This window comes from Mesorhizobium subarcticum (assembly GCF_055456085.1).
Genome location: NZ_CM144237.1, coordinates 1,677,594 through 1,691,671, shown reverse-complemented (window position 1 = coordinate 1,691,671; position 14,078 = coordinate 1,677,594). Strand labels below are relative to the sequence as shown.

At 62.8% G+C, this 14,078-nt stretch carries 16 protein-coding genes and 1 pseudogene; 3 read left to right on the top strand and 14 right to left on the bottom strand.

Annotated elements, in window-relative coordinates:
- Positions 1-876, bottom strand: coding sequence for an acyl-CoA thioesterase II (tesB, locus tag ACZYHG_RS08175; protein ID WP_464613349.1), 876 nt, complete (start codon positions 874-876; stop codon positions 1-3).
- Positions 877-981: 105 nt separating this feature from the next.
- Here tesB and ACZYHG_RS08170 point away from each other — a divergent pair, with 105 nt between their 5' ends.
- Complete coding sequence (locus ACZYHG_RS08170; RefSeq protein WP_464614642.1) at positions 982-2,235, top strand: ubiquinone biosynthesis hydroxylase; 1,254 nt, start codon at positions 982-984, stop codon at positions 2,233-2,235.
- Between the two features lie 14 nt (positions 2,236-2,249).
- Here ACZYHG_RS08170 and ACZYHG_RS08165 read toward each other — a convergent pair whose 3' ends face one another.
- The 3 genes from ACZYHG_RS08165 to ACZYHG_RS08155 all read right to left on the bottom strand — a co-directional run bounded on the left by ACZYHG_RS08165 (position 2,250) and on the right by ACZYHG_RS08155 (position 3,527).
- The gene (locus ACZYHG_RS08165; RefSeq protein ID WP_464613348.1) at positions 2,250-2,777 is read right to left on the bottom strand and encodes a hypothetical protein; all 528 of its coding nucleotides are present in this window, start codon (positions 2,775-2,777) and stop codon (positions 2,250-2,252) included.
- Positions 2,778-2,946: 169 nt separating this feature from the next.
- Positions 2,947-3,303 carry a YciI family protein gene (locus ACZYHG_RS08160; protein WP_464613347.1) on the bottom strand — a complete coding sequence of 119 codons (357 nt, stop codon included), beginning with the start codon at positions 3,301-3,303 and terminating at the stop codon, positions 2,947-2,949.
- Positions 3,300-3,527: a hypothetical protein gene (locus ACZYHG_RS08155; RefSeq protein WP_464613346.1), complete on the bottom strand. Its 228-nt coding sequence runs from the start codon at positions 3,525-3,527 to the stop codon at positions 3,300-3,302. Before ACZYHG_RS08155 ends, ACZYHG_RS08160 begins: the two co-directional genes overlap by 4 nt.
- Before the next feature lie 242 nt (positions 3,528-3,769).
- Here ACZYHG_RS08155 and ACZYHG_RS08150 point away from each other — a divergent pair, with 242 nt between their 5' ends.
- Positions 3,770-4,195, top strand: coding sequence for an OsmC family protein (locus ACZYHG_RS08150; protein ID WP_027059426.1), 426 nt, complete (start codon positions 3,770-3,772; stop codon positions 4,193-4,195).
- Between the two features lie 63 nt (positions 4,196-4,258).
- Here the strand turns inward: ACZYHG_RS08150 and ACZYHG_RS08145 are convergent, their stop codons facing one another.
- From ACZYHG_RS08145 to ACZYHG_RS08105, 9 genes and pseudogenes are all read right to left on the bottom strand, one after another.
- Positions 4,259-4,888 carry a YceH family protein gene (locus ACZYHG_RS08145; protein ID WP_464613345.1) on the bottom strand — a complete coding sequence of 210 codons (630 nt, stop codon included), beginning with the start codon at positions 4,886-4,888 and terminating at the stop codon, positions 4,259-4,261.
- Positions 4,889-4,942: 54 nt separating this feature from the next.
- Positions 4,943-6,586: a sulfatase-like hydrolase/transferase gene (locus ACZYHG_RS08140; protein ID WP_464613344.1), complete on the bottom strand. Its 1,644-nt coding sequence runs from the start codon at positions 6,584-6,586 to the stop codon at positions 4,943-4,945.
- Between the two features lie 222 nt (positions 6,587-6,808).
- Positions 6,809-7,462, bottom strand: a pseudogene (locus ACZYHG_RS08135) (nucleotidyltransferase domain-containing protein); the annotation flags it as partial.
- Positions 7,463-7,630: 168 nt separating this feature from the next.
- Complete coding sequence (locus ACZYHG_RS08130; protein ID WP_464613343.1) at positions 7,631-8,410, bottom strand: succinate dehydrogenase iron-sulfur subunit; 780 nt, start codon at positions 8,408-8,410, stop codon at positions 7,631-7,633.
- Positions 8,410-8,850, bottom strand: coding sequence for a DUF3052 domain-containing protein (locus tag ACZYHG_RS08125; protein ID WP_464613342.1), 441 nt, complete (start codon positions 8,848-8,850; stop codon positions 8,410-8,412). The genes ACZYHG_RS08130 and ACZYHG_RS08125 overlap by 1 nt, the downstream gene beginning before the upstream one ends.
- Positions 8,850-10,685: a succinate dehydrogenase flavoprotein subunit gene (gene sdhA / locus ACZYHG_RS08120; RefSeq protein WP_464613341.1), complete on the bottom strand. Its 1,836-nt coding sequence runs from the start codon at positions 10,683-10,685 to the stop codon at positions 8,850-8,852. Before sdhA ends, ACZYHG_RS08125 begins: the two co-directional genes overlap by 1 nt.
- A 1-nt stretch (position 10,686) precedes the next feature.
- Complete coding sequence (sdhD, locus tag ACZYHG_RS08115; RefSeq protein ID WP_464613340.1) at positions 10,687-11,082, bottom strand: succinate dehydrogenase, hydrophobic membrane anchor protein; 396 nt, start codon at positions 11,080-11,082, stop codon at positions 10,687-10,689.
- Between the two features lie 2 nt (positions 11,083-11,084).
- Positions 11,085-11,504 carry a succinate dehydrogenase, cytochrome b556 subunit gene (sdhC, locus tag ACZYHG_RS08110; RefSeq protein ID WP_464613339.1) on the bottom strand — a complete coding sequence of 140 codons (420 nt, stop codon included), beginning with the start codon at positions 11,502-11,504 and terminating at the stop codon, positions 11,085-11,087.
- Between the two features lie 255 nt (positions 11,505-11,759).
- Complete coding sequence (locus ACZYHG_RS08105) at positions 11,760-12,200, bottom strand: hypothetical protein (protein WP_464613338.1); 441 nt, start codon at positions 12,198-12,200, stop codon at positions 11,760-11,762.
- Positions 12,201-12,455: 255 nt separating this feature from the next.
- On the opposite strand from ACZYHG_RS08105, the gene ACZYHG_RS08100 reads away from it, so the two are divergent.
- A complete protein-coding gene (locus tag ACZYHG_RS08100; protein WP_464613337.1) occupies positions 12,456-12,818 on the top strand; it encodes a hypothetical protein in 363 nt (120 codons plus the stop codon).
- Here the strand turns inward: ACZYHG_RS08100 and ACZYHG_RS08095 are convergent.
- Positions 12,802-14,016, bottom strand: a complete 1,215-nt coding sequence (locus tag ACZYHG_RS08095) for a GGDEF domain-containing protein (RefSeq protein ID WP_464613336.1) — start codon at positions 14,014-14,016, stop codon at positions 12,802-12,804. The two genes, ACZYHG_RS08100 and ACZYHG_RS08095, sit on opposite strands and share 17 nt — an antisense overlap.
- Positions 14,017-14,078: the final 62 nt, after the last annotated feature.

Below are 14,078 nucleotides of genomic sequence, written 5' to 3'. Positions count from 1 at the left end.
CTATTCTGCGGGCGAACGCTTAAGCCGGATCAGACCTTCCTGGGCAACCGAGGCGATCAGCGTGCCGTCGCGGGCAAACAGCGAGCCGCGTGTAAAGCCGCGCGACCCTTGCGTCGACGGGCTGTCTTGCGTGTAGAGCATCCAGTCGTCGAGCGGGTGGCTGCGGTGGAACCACATGGCATGGTCCAGGCTCGCCGCCTGGATATCGCGGTCGAAGATGGCGCGGCCATGCGCGAAGGTCGAGGTGTCGAGCAGCGTCATGTCGGAGAGATAGGCGAGCACCGCCGCCTGGGTGGCGCGATCGGCCGGCACAGGACCGGTGGTGCGGATCCAGATGTTCTGCTTCGGCTCCAGCTTTTCCCGGCTGGTGTAATGCTTCAGCATCACCGGCTTCATCTCGATCGGCCGGTCGCGCTCCCAATAGCGTTTGATGCCGTCAGGCACAGCCTCGCCGAACTTGCCCAGCAGTTCGCGCTGCGACAGCAATGTTTCCGGTCCAGGCACGTCATGGGGCATCGGCACCTGGTGTTCGAGCCCGACCTCATCCTGCTGGAACGAGGCCTCCAGCGAAAAGATCGCCTGGCCATGCTGGATCGCCACCACGCGCCGCGTGGTGAAGGACCCGCCGTCGCGAATGCGGTCGACCTCGTAGACGATCGGCACCTTGGTGTCGCCCGGTCGCATGAAATAGCCATGCAGCGAATGGACATGGCGATCGGGGTCGACGGTTCGCTGCGCCGCGACCAGCGCCTGAGCGATGGTCTGGCCGCCGAAGACGCGCTGCCAGTCGAGCAAGGGGCTGCGACCACGATACAGATTGTGTTCCAGCTTCTCGAGGTCGAGAATGCCGAGAAGCTCGTCCATGGCTGCCGTCATCTTTCGCGCCCTCGCCGCAGAAGTGTTATGGCGGTTTCCGACAGGACGGACAGGCAGTCAAGGCCGCAATGGCTTGAGATGGCCAGGCGAAAGGAATTCGGAATGATGGAACGCAAGGCGGAAGCGAAGGCAAGGCTCGATGTCCTCGTCGCCGGCGCCGGCTATGTCGGACTGGCCACCGCCGTCTCGCTGAAGCAGGCGCGGCCGGGCCTTGCCGTGGCGCTGGTCGATGCCGCGCCCGCCGGCGCCTGGCAAAGGGATGGCCGTGCCTCTGCCATTGCCGCCGCCGCCTGCCGCATGCTCGACCAGCTCGGCGTCTGGGCCGAGATCGCGCCGCAGGCGCAGGCGATCACCGAGATGATCATCACCGATTCGCGCAGCGCCGATCCGGTGCGCCCGGTCTTCCTGACTTTCGGCGGCGAAGTGGCACCGGGCGAGCCCTTCGCGCATATGGTCGCCAACAGGGCGTTGAACGGCGCTTTGCGCGCCAGGGCCGAAAAGCTCGGCATCGACATCATCGAAGGTGTCGCGGTGCAAGGTTTTGAGACCAATGGCGCCGGCATATCGGTGCATCTGGCCGACGGTGACATGCTGACGGCGCGGCTGCTGGTCGCCGCCGACGGCGTCAATTCGAAGCTGCGCGACATGGCTGGCATCAAGACGGTGAAGTGGGACTATGGCCAATCCGGCATCGTCTGCACCGTGGCGCATGAACGCCCGCACAATGGCCGCGCCGAAGAGCATTTTTTGCCGGCCGGCCCCTTTGCCACGCTGCCGCTCAAACCGGACGCGGACGGCACCAACCGCTCGTCGATCGTCTGGGTCGAACGCGCGGAAGATGCCAAGGCGCTCGTGGAAGGCGACGATCTCGCCTTCGAGCAGGAACTCGAGCAGCGTTTCAGCCTGAAGCTCGGCGAAATTCATGTTGCCGACAAGCCGCGTGCCTGGCCGCTTGGCCTGACCATCGCGCGCGCCTTCGTCGCACAGCGGATCGCGCTCGCCGGCGACGCCGCGCACGGTATCCACCCGATCGCCGGCCAGGGCCTCAATCTCGGCTTCAAGGATGTCGCGGCGCTTGCCGAGGTGATTGTCGAGGCGGACCGGCTCGGCCAGGACATCGGCGCGCTCGACGTGCTCGAGCGCTACCAGCAATGGCGCCGTTTCGACACGGTGCAGATGGGCATCACCACGGATGTCTTGAACCGGCTGTTTTCCAACGACATCACCCCGCTGCGCGCTGTCCGCGACATCGGCCTGGGCCTGGTCGAACGGATGCCGCGCCTGAAGGAATTTTTCATCCGCCAGGCATCGGGGCTGTCCGCTGGTACGCCGCGTCTATTGAAGGGTGAGGCGATCTAGGCGCCCAGGCGATTTCAGTTGACCTCAAAACCGAGCTTCTGCCGCAGCCGCAGCATGCGCTGATCGGCGATCTCAAGGCGCTTCTCGCCGCCCTGGGCAGCGCGGTTGACCATCTGCAGCAGATCGTTTCGCTCGGCCACATCGAGACGCTGGCGCAGGAACGGCGCCAGCTTGTCGATGACGACGGTGGTGTCGTCGACCTGCGCCGCCGCCCATTTGGCGTAGATCACCGCCTCGTCGGTCTTCTTCTTGTCGGCGATCTCGGAAATGACAGCGCGGATGACGGCCTCGCGCTGCGGCAGGACAGGCCCATTCTCGGAGACGATCGATGTAATCAGCGTCGCGGCGGCCACCACCGGATCGTCGATCGCCGTCAGCGGCGACAGGGCCGCCTGGTTGCGCAGCTTCTTGCGGCGCACGGAGCCCTGGACCCGGCCTATGACGTCGGCAACGTCCCGCGCGGCCTCGTTCATGGCCTTCATCCGGTACCACCAGAAACCTGCCGCTCCCAGCACGCCAAGGATCGCAATCAGGAAAGGCATGTCGAGAATCCCCCGGGAAATCCGCCTGACGATAGAAGAACACTTGCGTTGCTTCAACACGCAAGAGTTGCGCCTGGTGAACAAAACCCGGGCCGCTCGTGCAATCCGAGCGTCCCGGGACCCGTCACCCCTGGCCGATCATGACGCGGTCTTCATGACCCCGGCCCGCCTATGACCCTGGTATGTCGTAGATCGCCCGAACCTCGATGGTGCCGATTTCGGCCAGCGGAATGCCGGCGGCGATGTCCAGCGCTTCGTCGAGAGTTTCGGCCTCGACCATAATGAAGCCGAGCAGCTGCTCCTTGGTTTCGGCGAAGGGACCATCGATGATCAGCCGCTTGCCCTGGCGCCGGCGCACGGTCTTGGCTGTCTTCACCGACTGCAGCGCCTCGGCGACGATCAGCTTGCCCTGCTGATCCAACACCCTGTCATAGGCCAGCGAATCGGCGTCGAGCTTGGCCCCCCTCTCGGCGGTGAGCGCGTAAAGGTCTTTTTCCTCCCCATAGACCAGGCACATATATTTCATTTCCAGCTCCCTTGCTGTGACAAACCATAGGATGCGGTGACGAGCGTGTCAGCCTGGCCCGCGACCACCGCCGCATGGTCGAGAAGGCATGCCGCCAAGCCGATGATGGCAGCCGCCGCCAACAGCCTGCCGAAGCCGAGCGGCGGCGGGTCCAGCCAGAAGTCTTGCCGTCGCTCAGGCCCTCGGCCCGGGCTTTTCCACAGCGCGAAAAACAGATTGTCCATATGAACCTCCATCCAGCCACAAATCCCATGGCCGCCCGCAGGACGGCCGGGCCGGATGGAAGTCGACATTTTTGCCCGAACATTTTTCCGGAAAGCCCGATTATTTTTCTGGAACGCCCAAACGTTCTTCCGGAACGAATGAGCCGTCATCGTGCCGTGGTCCAAACAGCGCAGTGGTCTTCGCACACGCCCGCGCTATAGTTGACCTGACGCCACGCTTACCCACAACCAAGGAGGACTTCATGGACCGCACCGCAACCGCCGTCTGGAAAGGCAATCTTACGGAAGGCAAGGGCACGCTCGACACCCAGAGCGGCGCTCTGAAGGCCGCTCCCTATTCGTTCAAGGCGCGCTTCCAGGATGAAAGCGGCAAATCCGGCACCAATCCCGAAGAGCTGATCGCCGCCGCCCACGCCGGCTGCTACGCCATGCAGCTGTCGCATTTCCTGGCCGAGAATGGCACGCCCGCGACCGAACTCGACGCCAAGGCCGTGGTGACGCTGGTTCCCGGCACCGGCATCACCGGCAGCGCGATCACGCTGGTCGGCAAGGTGCCCGGCATCGATGCGGCGAAGTTCAAGGAATTGGCCGAGAAGGCCAAGGCTGAATGCCCGGTCTCGAAGGCGCTAGGCGCCATCAAGGTATCGCTCGACGTCAAGCTCGGCTGAGACCGCCGCATTTCCTGTGGAAATCCGGCGCGCTTGGTCGCGCCGGGTATCATGGAAAGAGAACTAGGCGCCCAGCGCGTCAAGCCGGGAGCGAAGTGCGGCGACTTCCTGCTCCAGAGCCTCGAACCTTGCTTCCAGGTCTGAATGAGGCAGGGCCGGCGCACTGCGCTGCGCCGATAGCGCCGCGACATCCACCGGGCCGGCGAGGAGATGCACGTAGCGGTCCTCGCGCTGGCCAGGCCCGCGCGGGATTTCCTGGATCAGCGGCGGCCGGCGGCCGATCAGCATGTCGAGTTCAGCGCGCAGGTCGTCGATCGACGCAAACCGCGCCATGCGCTCGGCGCGCGCCAGGAGCTCATGCGCCGTCTGCGGTCCGCGCAACAGGAGCAGGCCGAGCAAGGCGGTCTGCGGCGTGGTCAGCGAGAAGCGCTGCGCCATCTGGTGTTCATAGCGCTCGACGCGTGAGCCGAACATCTGCCGCACCAGCCCCTTCTGCTCTAGCAGCTTCAGCCCCCGGTGCACTTCTGTCTGCTCCAGCGCCATGACAGGCTCGCGCGCCGTCTTCTGGTTGGCGGCGGCAAGTGCTGCATTCAGCGTCAGCGGATAGACGTCCGGCGTCAGCTCCTTCTTCTCGATCAGGCAGCCGAGCACACGCGCTTCGATAGGGGAAAGAATGGGGAGGTCTTCGCTCATGGCTCTCTCATAGCCGAAGCCCCCATCCCGATTCAACCGGGATGGAACAGTCTGCTAGAGCGCGTTAGTCCCAGGCGCCCCGGCCTTCCGCGCCGGCTTCGGCTGCCAGAATGTCCTGACGAGCACATCCTCCGCATGAATCGCGTCGTCGAACCTGACCTGTCCAAGTTGCTGGGCCAGAGTCGGTCGATCCCCGAGCAGCGAGACGCCAAAGGCAGCCTGGTTATTGGGGAGCGGCACATCCAGCGCGTCGAGGATGGTGGGAAATATGTCAATCGTGCCCGCAAGTCCGGTATGCATTTTGGACGGAATGCCATCCCCCGACAGCGAGAAAAAGTTGCGTCGTTCATGTCTGTTCAGGCGATCCGTCACCGTGCTCGGCGCACTGAGATGATCGCTTTGCAACGCCAGAACGGTGTTTGCCATCAGACCCTCAGCCTCGGCTTTGTGGACGAAGTCGGCAATGAGCATGTTGGTGCATTTCACGGCGTGGAGAATATTGGGAGCTTGCGGCGAAAGCCCTGTCTTGCCGATGCATTTGTCCGAGAGATAGCCATCCATCGCATGCCCGCCGCTGACGGCGATCGTCAACGAGAACGGTTTGCCGTCGCGCTGCGCGCGCCGCAAAATGTCCAGACTCAGATCCAGGACCTCGGCGTCGTCGGCACCAAAAGAGTTGCCGCGCCCATTGACGGCGGTCACCACTTCTGGCCCTCCGAAAAGCGATGAGTAGCCATGGGTGGAATAGAATGTCCCCTGGCCGGTGAAGCTGAGCGGCCAACCGGTAACGAAGTTCTGCTGATAACCCCGCGCCTTCAAGACATCGCCCAGGCAGGTCAGGCCTGGCAGGAATTGCGAATTCTCCTCCAGATACTGGCGCGTTGTGAAGAACGTTATCAGCAGCGGCGTTCCACAGTTCGCGGCGACCATCCCTGAGATGGAATTGTTGGTGTAGGCAAGCTGCACCATGTTGGTCGCCGAAACGCCACGCCTGTAGAATTCGAGCAGCGGATCCATGACGTCGCCAAACTCGGCCCTGTCCATGTAAGTGCGCTCGGCGCTCTCGATGAAGACGTGGACAAGGTTCTTTGGCGTGTCGGTCACGGACATGGTTCCAGCCTCCGGCTCTGTCAACGGAGTGATATCGACGAACTGCGTGGACAGGAAATCATGCAGCGGGTTGGGATGGATCGCCGCCGAGATCGGGCGCGTCAGCATCGGGTTTGCCACCAGGAAGAACGCCATCAGGGCGACATCCAATCCTCTGGTCAACGTGCCGCGCGCCTTCAGGGCGCCAAGGCCGAAAAGAACGACCACAATGACCAGTATCGTACTGCCGGTGTGCAGCAGATATCCAAAGACGACACCGGGCGTAACCATCCCAGCGTCGGCATGCATGCGCATCGCACCCCAGTCAAAATAGCCGAAGACACTTTCGAGATAGACATAGACAAGGAATAAAAGGCAGGGGAAGAGCGAGAAATAGAGCCTGAACCACCCGCCTTTTTGCTGACCCGCCTTCTTGTCTTGGAAGCCCTCAAGCAAGAGAAGCGCGATCAAAACCCCCAGGCCGAGAGCCGCAAGCAGCCCCTTTTCCTGAAGATAGATCAGCGACAAAAGCCAGGTGAGCGATCCCACTGTTGTGGCGCTGATCAATAGCCCGGATACTGAATACCCATTCCCGATGAAGCCGCGCATCACTTCGCACTCGAACGACGATTACGAAAGTGAATAGCGAAGATCACTTAAGACTATACTAAGACAATACTGGTCGCTTCGTAAATCCGGCAATCGTCTACTTGCGCTATCGCTAATATAGTCACACGGTTGGAAAATGACTGGGCGTGGCCGGCGGCCCAACTGGAGCGTTTCACCGCTTCATGGAAACGGCGATCCGCTCTGGCAAGAGAAGATCTTCGCTCATGAAAGCCGTTCAGCTTCCCGGCGGTAGAACGCGGTTGCAAGGGCATGTTTGCGCGCCTGCCGGGCGTCATCCCTGACGGTGACGGCAAGGTTCATTTCGTGGTGCCCATAGCGGGCCTCAGGATAGCGCGCGATTGCGCTCGGGATGAGACCGGATCCCATCTCCCGCGTCTGGCTTTTCCGCTCGATCAGGCGGCGGATTTCCTCTGCTGCAGGCGCCGGCACGTCCGTCTGGTCGAGGCATTCGCCAAGGTTCATCGGCGGCAGGCTGGCAAATGCGCGCTGTTCCATCCAGTCCAGCGCGACCAGCGGGCGGATCAGATAAAACAGCTTCTTCAGCCTCACCTCACCGGAAAAACTGCCGATCTTGGCGACATGTGAACGCGCCAGGCCGAGATAGTGGTGCGAGACCTTTGCCGGATCGACGATCTCGGCCAGCAGGTCGAGAAGGCGCGGGCGAAATCCCGCGACTTGCTCATAGACGATGGGCGATTTTGCCCATTCGACGATGACCGCATTGCCGCCGAGCGCCAGCAGCCAGGCCTTGCGCAGATCCCAGCCGCCGGCATCGATCTCACCTTCGATCGGGAACTCGATCACGTCGCGCGGCCGCTGCAGGACGAGGTGATCCGACACCGGCCTGATATAGACAAAGCGGCAGTCATAATCGCTGTCGGGCGACGGAAACCCCCATGCGCGACTGCCGCTTCGATCGCGAACAGGATTTTTACACCCTGTGTTCGCACCAGATCGAGTCGTTCCCGAAGTGCCGCGACGGCGTCCGGCGAAAAATCAGCGGGTAACGGCCCCACGAAAGGCCTAAACCCGTCTCTCCACCATCATCTTCTTGATTTCCGCGATCGCCTTGGCCGGGTTGAGGCCTTTGGGACAGGTCTGCGCACAGTTCATGATGGTGTGGCAGCGGTAGAGCCGGAACGGGTCTTCGAGATTGTCGAGCCGCTCGCCCTTGGCCTCGTCGCGGCTGTCGATCAGCCAGCGATAGGCCTGCAAGAGGGTTGCCGGGCCGAGATAGCGGTCGCCGTTCCACCAGTAGCTCGGGCAAGAGGTCGAGCAGCAGGCGCACAGGATGCACTCGTAGAGCCCGTCGAGCTTCTCGCGGTCCTCGTGGCTCTGCAGCCATTCCTTGGCCGGCTCCGGCGACACCGTCTTCAGCCATGGCTGGATCGAGGCGTGCTGGGCGTAGAAATTGGTGAGGTCGGGCACCAGGTCCTTGACCACCTGCATATGCGGCAGCGGATAGACTTTCACCGCGCCGGAAATGTCGTCGCAGCCCTTGGTGCAGGCCAGCGTGTTGGAGCCGTCGATGTTCATGGCGCAGGAGCCGCAAATGCCTTCGCGGCAGGAGCGGCGCAAGGTCAGCGTCGCGTCGATCTTGTTCTTGATCCACAGCAGCGCGTCGAGCACCATCGGCCCGCAATCGTCCATGTCGACGAAATAGGTGTCGATGCGCGGGTTCTCGTCATCGTCCGGCGACCAGCGGTAGATGCGGTATTCCCGCAGATTGGTGGCGCCTTCCGGCTTCGGCCAGGTCTTGCCTTGCTGGATCTTCGAGTTCTTGGGAAGCGTCAGTTCGACCATTACCTCAGGTCCTTTCGGATGACGAGCTTCAGCCCGGACCAGATTTCATTGACGGCGGCGACCTTGACGTCGACAAGGTCGAGCTTCAGCGCTTCAGTGCGGACAACGCCCTCGGTGACATCTGTCGGCACTTTCGATGCCTTTTTCGGCCACGACACCCAGACCATGCCGTCGCGCTTGATCGCCGACTGGACATCGCCGAGGCGATCCTCGATCTCAGCACGCTGCATCGCGAAAGCATGGACGGCATCGTATTTGAGCGTCGTCCCCGAAATATCGGACCAGTCGCCCAACCGATCGACTTGAGCAAAGTCGACAGCTTCCGCGAGATCACTGAGATCATCAGGCAGCGCAATGAACGCCGCTACCATGCCGGCCTTCAGGCCAAGCTTGGCCGGAAGCGGCGTGCCGGAATATCCCGAGGCCGCCAGCGCCGTCATCAATACACCCTGGCCTTGGGCGCGATCTTGGCGAGGCTGATGCCCCCGTCTTTTTCCGCCAGCAGCGGCTCGGTGTGCACCGGCCGGTAGCTCAGTGTTACCTTGCCGTCCTCGCTCAGCTTAGCCAGCGTATGCTTGCGCCAGACCTTGTCGTCGCGCGACGCAAAATCTTCGCGCGCATGCGCGCCACGGCTCTCCTTGCGGGCCTCGGCGCTGTAGACGGTGGTGATGGCGTTGGCCATCAGGTTTTCCAGCTCCAGCGTTTCGACCAGGTCGGAATTCCAGATCATCGAGCGGTCGGAAACCTTGATGTCCTTGAGCTCGCTCCAGATTTCCGAAATGCGCTTGCAGCCGTTTTCCAACGATTCCTGGGTGCGGAACACGGCCGCGTCTTCCTGCATCGCCTTCTGCATCTTCTCGCGCAGCACCGCGGTCGGCGTCGAGCCATTGGCGTGGCGCAGTCCGTCGAAACGATCCATGATCTTTTCGACCGAGGGCTCGTTGGGCGACGGGATGGCCGACTTGCGGTCGATGACCTGGCCGGCGCGGATCGCCGCGGCGCGGCCGAACACGACCAGATCGATCAGTGAGTTCGAGCCCAGCCGGTTGGCGCCGTGCACCGAGGCGCAGCCGGCCTCGCCGACCGCCATCAGCCCGGGCGATACCTTGTCCGGGTTCTCCGACGTCGGGCTCAGCACTTCACCCCAGTAATTGGTCGGCACGCCGCCCATATTGTAGTGCACCGTCGGCAGCACCGGGATCGGCTCCTTGGTCAGGTCGACGCCGGCGAAGATTTTTGCTGATTCCGAAATGCCCGGGAGCCTTTCGTGCAAGACCGCTGGGTCAAGATGGTCGAGATGCAGGAAGATGTGGTCCTTCTTCTTGCCGACGCCGCGGCCTTCGCGGATCTCCAGCGTCATGCAGCGCGACACGACGTCGCGCGAGGCAAGGTCCTTGGCCGACGGCGCATAGCGCTCCATGAAGCGCTCGCCCTCGGAATTGACGAGATAGCCGCCCTCGCCGCGCGCGCCCTCGGTGATCAGGCAGCCGGCGCCATAGATGCCGGTCGGGTGGAACTGCACGAATTCCATGTCCTGGAGCGGGAAACCGGCTCTGGCGGCCATGCCGCCACCGTCGCCGGTGCAGGTGTGCGCGGATGTCGCCGAGAAATAGGCGCGGCCATAGCCGCCGGTCGCCAGCACCACCATCTTGGCCGAGAAGCGGTGGATGGTGCCGTCATCGAGATTCCAGGCGACGACGCCGGTGCAGGTGCCGTCCGGCTCCATGATCAGGTCGAGCGCGAAATACTCGATGAAGAACTGCGCGTTGTTCTTCAGCGACTGGCCGTAGAGCGTATGAAGGATGGCGTGGCCGGTGCGGTCGGCGGCGGCACAGGTGCGCTGCACCGGCGGGCCTTCGCCGTAATTCATCATGTGGCCGCCGAACGGCCGCTGGTAGATCTTGCCCTCTTCGGTGCGCGAGAACGGCACGCCGTAATGCTCGAGCTCATAGACGGCGGCCGGCGCTTCGCGCACCAGATATTCCATGGCGTCGACATCGCCCAGCCAATCCGATCCCTTGACGGTGTCGTACATGTGCCACTGCCACGAATCCGGGCCCATATTGGACAGCGACGCGGCGATGCCGCCTTGCGCGGCCACGGTATGCGAGCGGGTCGGGAACACCTTGGTGATGCAGGCGGTGCGCAGGCCCTGCTCGGCCATGCCGAGCGTGGCGCGCAGGCCGGCACCACCGGCGCCGACGACGACCACGTCGAATTTGTGGTCGACAAACGAGTAGCCTGCCGTGTTGGCTGATTTCGCGTCCTTGGCCAAATCAGCCTCCGAATGCAAGTTTGAGCAGGGCGAAGATCGAGGCAACGCCAACCGCTATGGTGAAAAATGTGTTGAGGGCGATCAGCGCCAGCTTCATGCCTTCGCCATGGATGTAATCCTCGATGATGACCTGCATTCCGAGCCGCATATGGATAAGCCCGGAGATGAGCACCAGGGCCATCACCAGCGCCACGAACGGATTGGCGAGTGCTGCCCGCACCTCCGCATAGCCGGCGCCGTTGAGCGCGATCAGGAACCCGACGAAGAACAGCGTCAGTGGGATGTTGGCGATAGCGGTGAGGCGCTGGCGCCAGAAATGCCCGGTGCCTTCGCGGGCCGAACCCAGGCCGCGGACCTTGGCCAGAGGCGTACGCATGTCGCTCTTTCCAGTGCTCATGATCAGGCTCCCCGCGCCATATAGCCGGCAACCCAGATCAGCAGCGTGAGCAGGATCGAGCCCGCCAGCGTCGCCCAGGCGATCTTCGAAGCCGTGTGCTTCTCCAGCCCCGCGCCCGTATCCCAGACCAGATGGCGCACCCCGCCCAGCATGTGATGCATCAGCGCCCAGGTGTAACCGAACAGGATGAGCCGGCCGAGCCAGGTGCCGAAAGCCCAGTTGACCCAGTCGAAGGTCGCCTGCGAGCTTGCCGCTGCCATCAGCCAGACGGCGACCAGCAGCGTGCCGAAATAGAGCGCTCCGCCGGTGATGCGATGGATGATCGACATCGTCATGGTGATCGGCGGCCGGTAGATCGACAGATGCGGCGAGAGCGGCCGTTCACGTCTGGCGAATTCGCGGGTGGCTGGTGATTTGCTCATGGCTCCCCCAGTTCGATGTTCGGAGCCGCTATGGGGAAGCGGCATTTGCCGCCTTCATGTATGACTTCGGACAGCCGGTTTCTAATGCTCTTTTTGCACCGCGTCAAAGCCGGAAAATCGTTTTGGAAACGTCATTTAGTCTGACAAAAGGCAGGCTCCGGCTTCAATCGATTAGGGGCCGATGGGCCGAAGCCGGCTCGATATCGCTGCAGTGCAGCATGTCTGGTGCAGAGCCCGGCTGCGTTGAGATTCGCACTATCGCTTGCAGGTCTGCGGCGTCGAGCCCCTCTTCATCACCAGCGCCTCACGCCCGTCGATCACGATTGCGTTATGCGTAGCGGTCTCCTGGTAGCGGCTGGACTGGTTGGCGGGAGACGCCACAAACTCCTCGGTCGCGCCATTCGGCTCGATCACACGCAACGACGAGCCGAGATTCTGAATGGTGATCGCGCTGCCATTGCCGCATCCATAGGTTGCTGTACCCACGGTGGAGCGCGGCGCGGTGAGATCGGTGGTGATCTTGGTTGCTGGTGCTGGAGGCGCGGATGGCGGTGCCGTCACGGTCGCGCCGGACTGCTGGGCGGGTGCATGCGGGACGGTATTGGCCGCCTTCGGCGCGCCATCTTGCGGCACACAGGCAGCAACGACAATCATCAACGGGAAAACGGACACCCAAACCGTCCGGCCTAACGCCATGTGCTGTCCTCCCGTGGCGGCAAACTAGCCGCGATACCGCGCCAAGATCAAGGTTGCTCCGACGTCACCTTTGGATCCACTCGGCGCCGGCTGCGATGGAGCGGGCAAGCATGGCCGAATGATGGCGATCGGGTTTTCCCTCCAGTCGGAAATTAACCATGTTTGACGAGACGTCGCCGCGCATCGCGTCAGCCCCTTAACAAAGGTTAATAAAAGGTTAATTTCTGATTCGCGGTGACTTTCATGGAGGACGCCATGCGTTCGAATTCTGGCAGATCGCGCCTTTCGGCGCTCATCCTGGCGGCTGCGATCGCCGGCATGGCGGCACCCGCACTCGCCGGTGCCCGTCATCAGGATCGCGTCTACGCCGATTCCTTCGGCAATCTCGTCATCGACAGCGCCGCCGGCTACAAGCGCATCATCGTCGGCGAAGGCAAGCTGGCCAAGCAACTGTCCGACTACACCAGTGCCGGCCAGCCCAAGGTGATCTACGAGAACGAAGCCGACGAGATATCAGGCTACAGCGATTGCTACCGGCCACCGGTGTTCGTGAAGGGCCGCAGCTACATGTACGGGCTTTCCGACGGCGAGATGCCCGAACTCAGCCCCTGCCGCTGAAGTTAATGGCGATCGCGTTGGACGGCCACTCGCCTTCCGGCCCGGCTGAGGCGCGCACGCAGTCGCGCCCGGCATTCTTCGCCAGATAAAGCGCCTCGTCCGCGCGCCGCATGAGATCGGCAATGGTTTCACCGGGATGAAGTTCGGCGACGCCGAAGCTCGCCGTGCAGCTGATATCCGCCGGCAGTCCGTCGATGGGCAGGGCGCCGAATGCGCCGCGCGTGCCTTCGGCGAACAGCCGGGCTGCCGCCAGGTTGGTTCGCGGCAGGATAATGGCGAATTCCTCGCCACCAATGCGGCCGGCGACATGGTGCCCGGCGGCCGCCTCGCGCAGGAACCCGGCAAAGGTCTCGATCACGCGGTCGCCGGAGGCATGGCCGAAACTGTCGTTGATGCGCTTGAAATGATCGAGATCGGCGATGACCAGCGCGACCGGCACGCCTTGCCGCATGGCGCCAAGCAATGCAAGCTCGGCCTGCCGCGTGAAAGCACCGCGATTGAGCAGTCCCGAGAGCGTGTCCGTCTCCGACTTCGACGTCACTTCGGCAAGCACCTCACGAACCAGGATGGCGAGCATCAGCAGCGCGAGCGCCAGCGCAAAGACAGTGCCGAGCGATTGCGAGACCAGCGCGTAGCTGCTTTGCAGATAGGCCTGCGGATTGGCACCCCAACCGCCAAGCGCATGCGCAATGAACGGTTTTGAGGCGAATTGCACAGCGCTGGCGGCCAGCACGGCCATCAGGATGCGATCGAGCCGGCCACGCCTTTGCCTCGACGACCAGACGATGGCCAGGCCGACGAATTGCATGACGGCATAGGGAAGCTGGTAGGCCATTATGCGGGTCAGCGACTGGCGCGGCAGGTCCTGCACGAAATAGACGGCGATGGTGGCTGCGACCAGGAAGAACAGCATCGGCGGCCATGGCGGCGCGACGCCGTATTTGCGGGCCAGTCCGGCGTTGAAGGCCATGGTGGCGCCAAGGAAGACCGCGAAGGCAGTGACCACCGGGATCCGGGCATCGGTGAAGGCGGGAATGCTGAATTCGATCGCTGAATACGCCATGCCCAGGAAATAACCGAAGGCGAACCAGCGCGCCGGGGCGCGGCCGACATCATGGAACGCGACCGCCATGAAGGATGCCGCCAGCAGGCCAGCAACCGACAGGTTGATCAACAGGATGAAGTTGGCGCCGCTCATCTCTCTTTCGCACCCGGTGGCTCACCTAAACACCGACGGGCGAAAAAGACGTTAACGCTGGC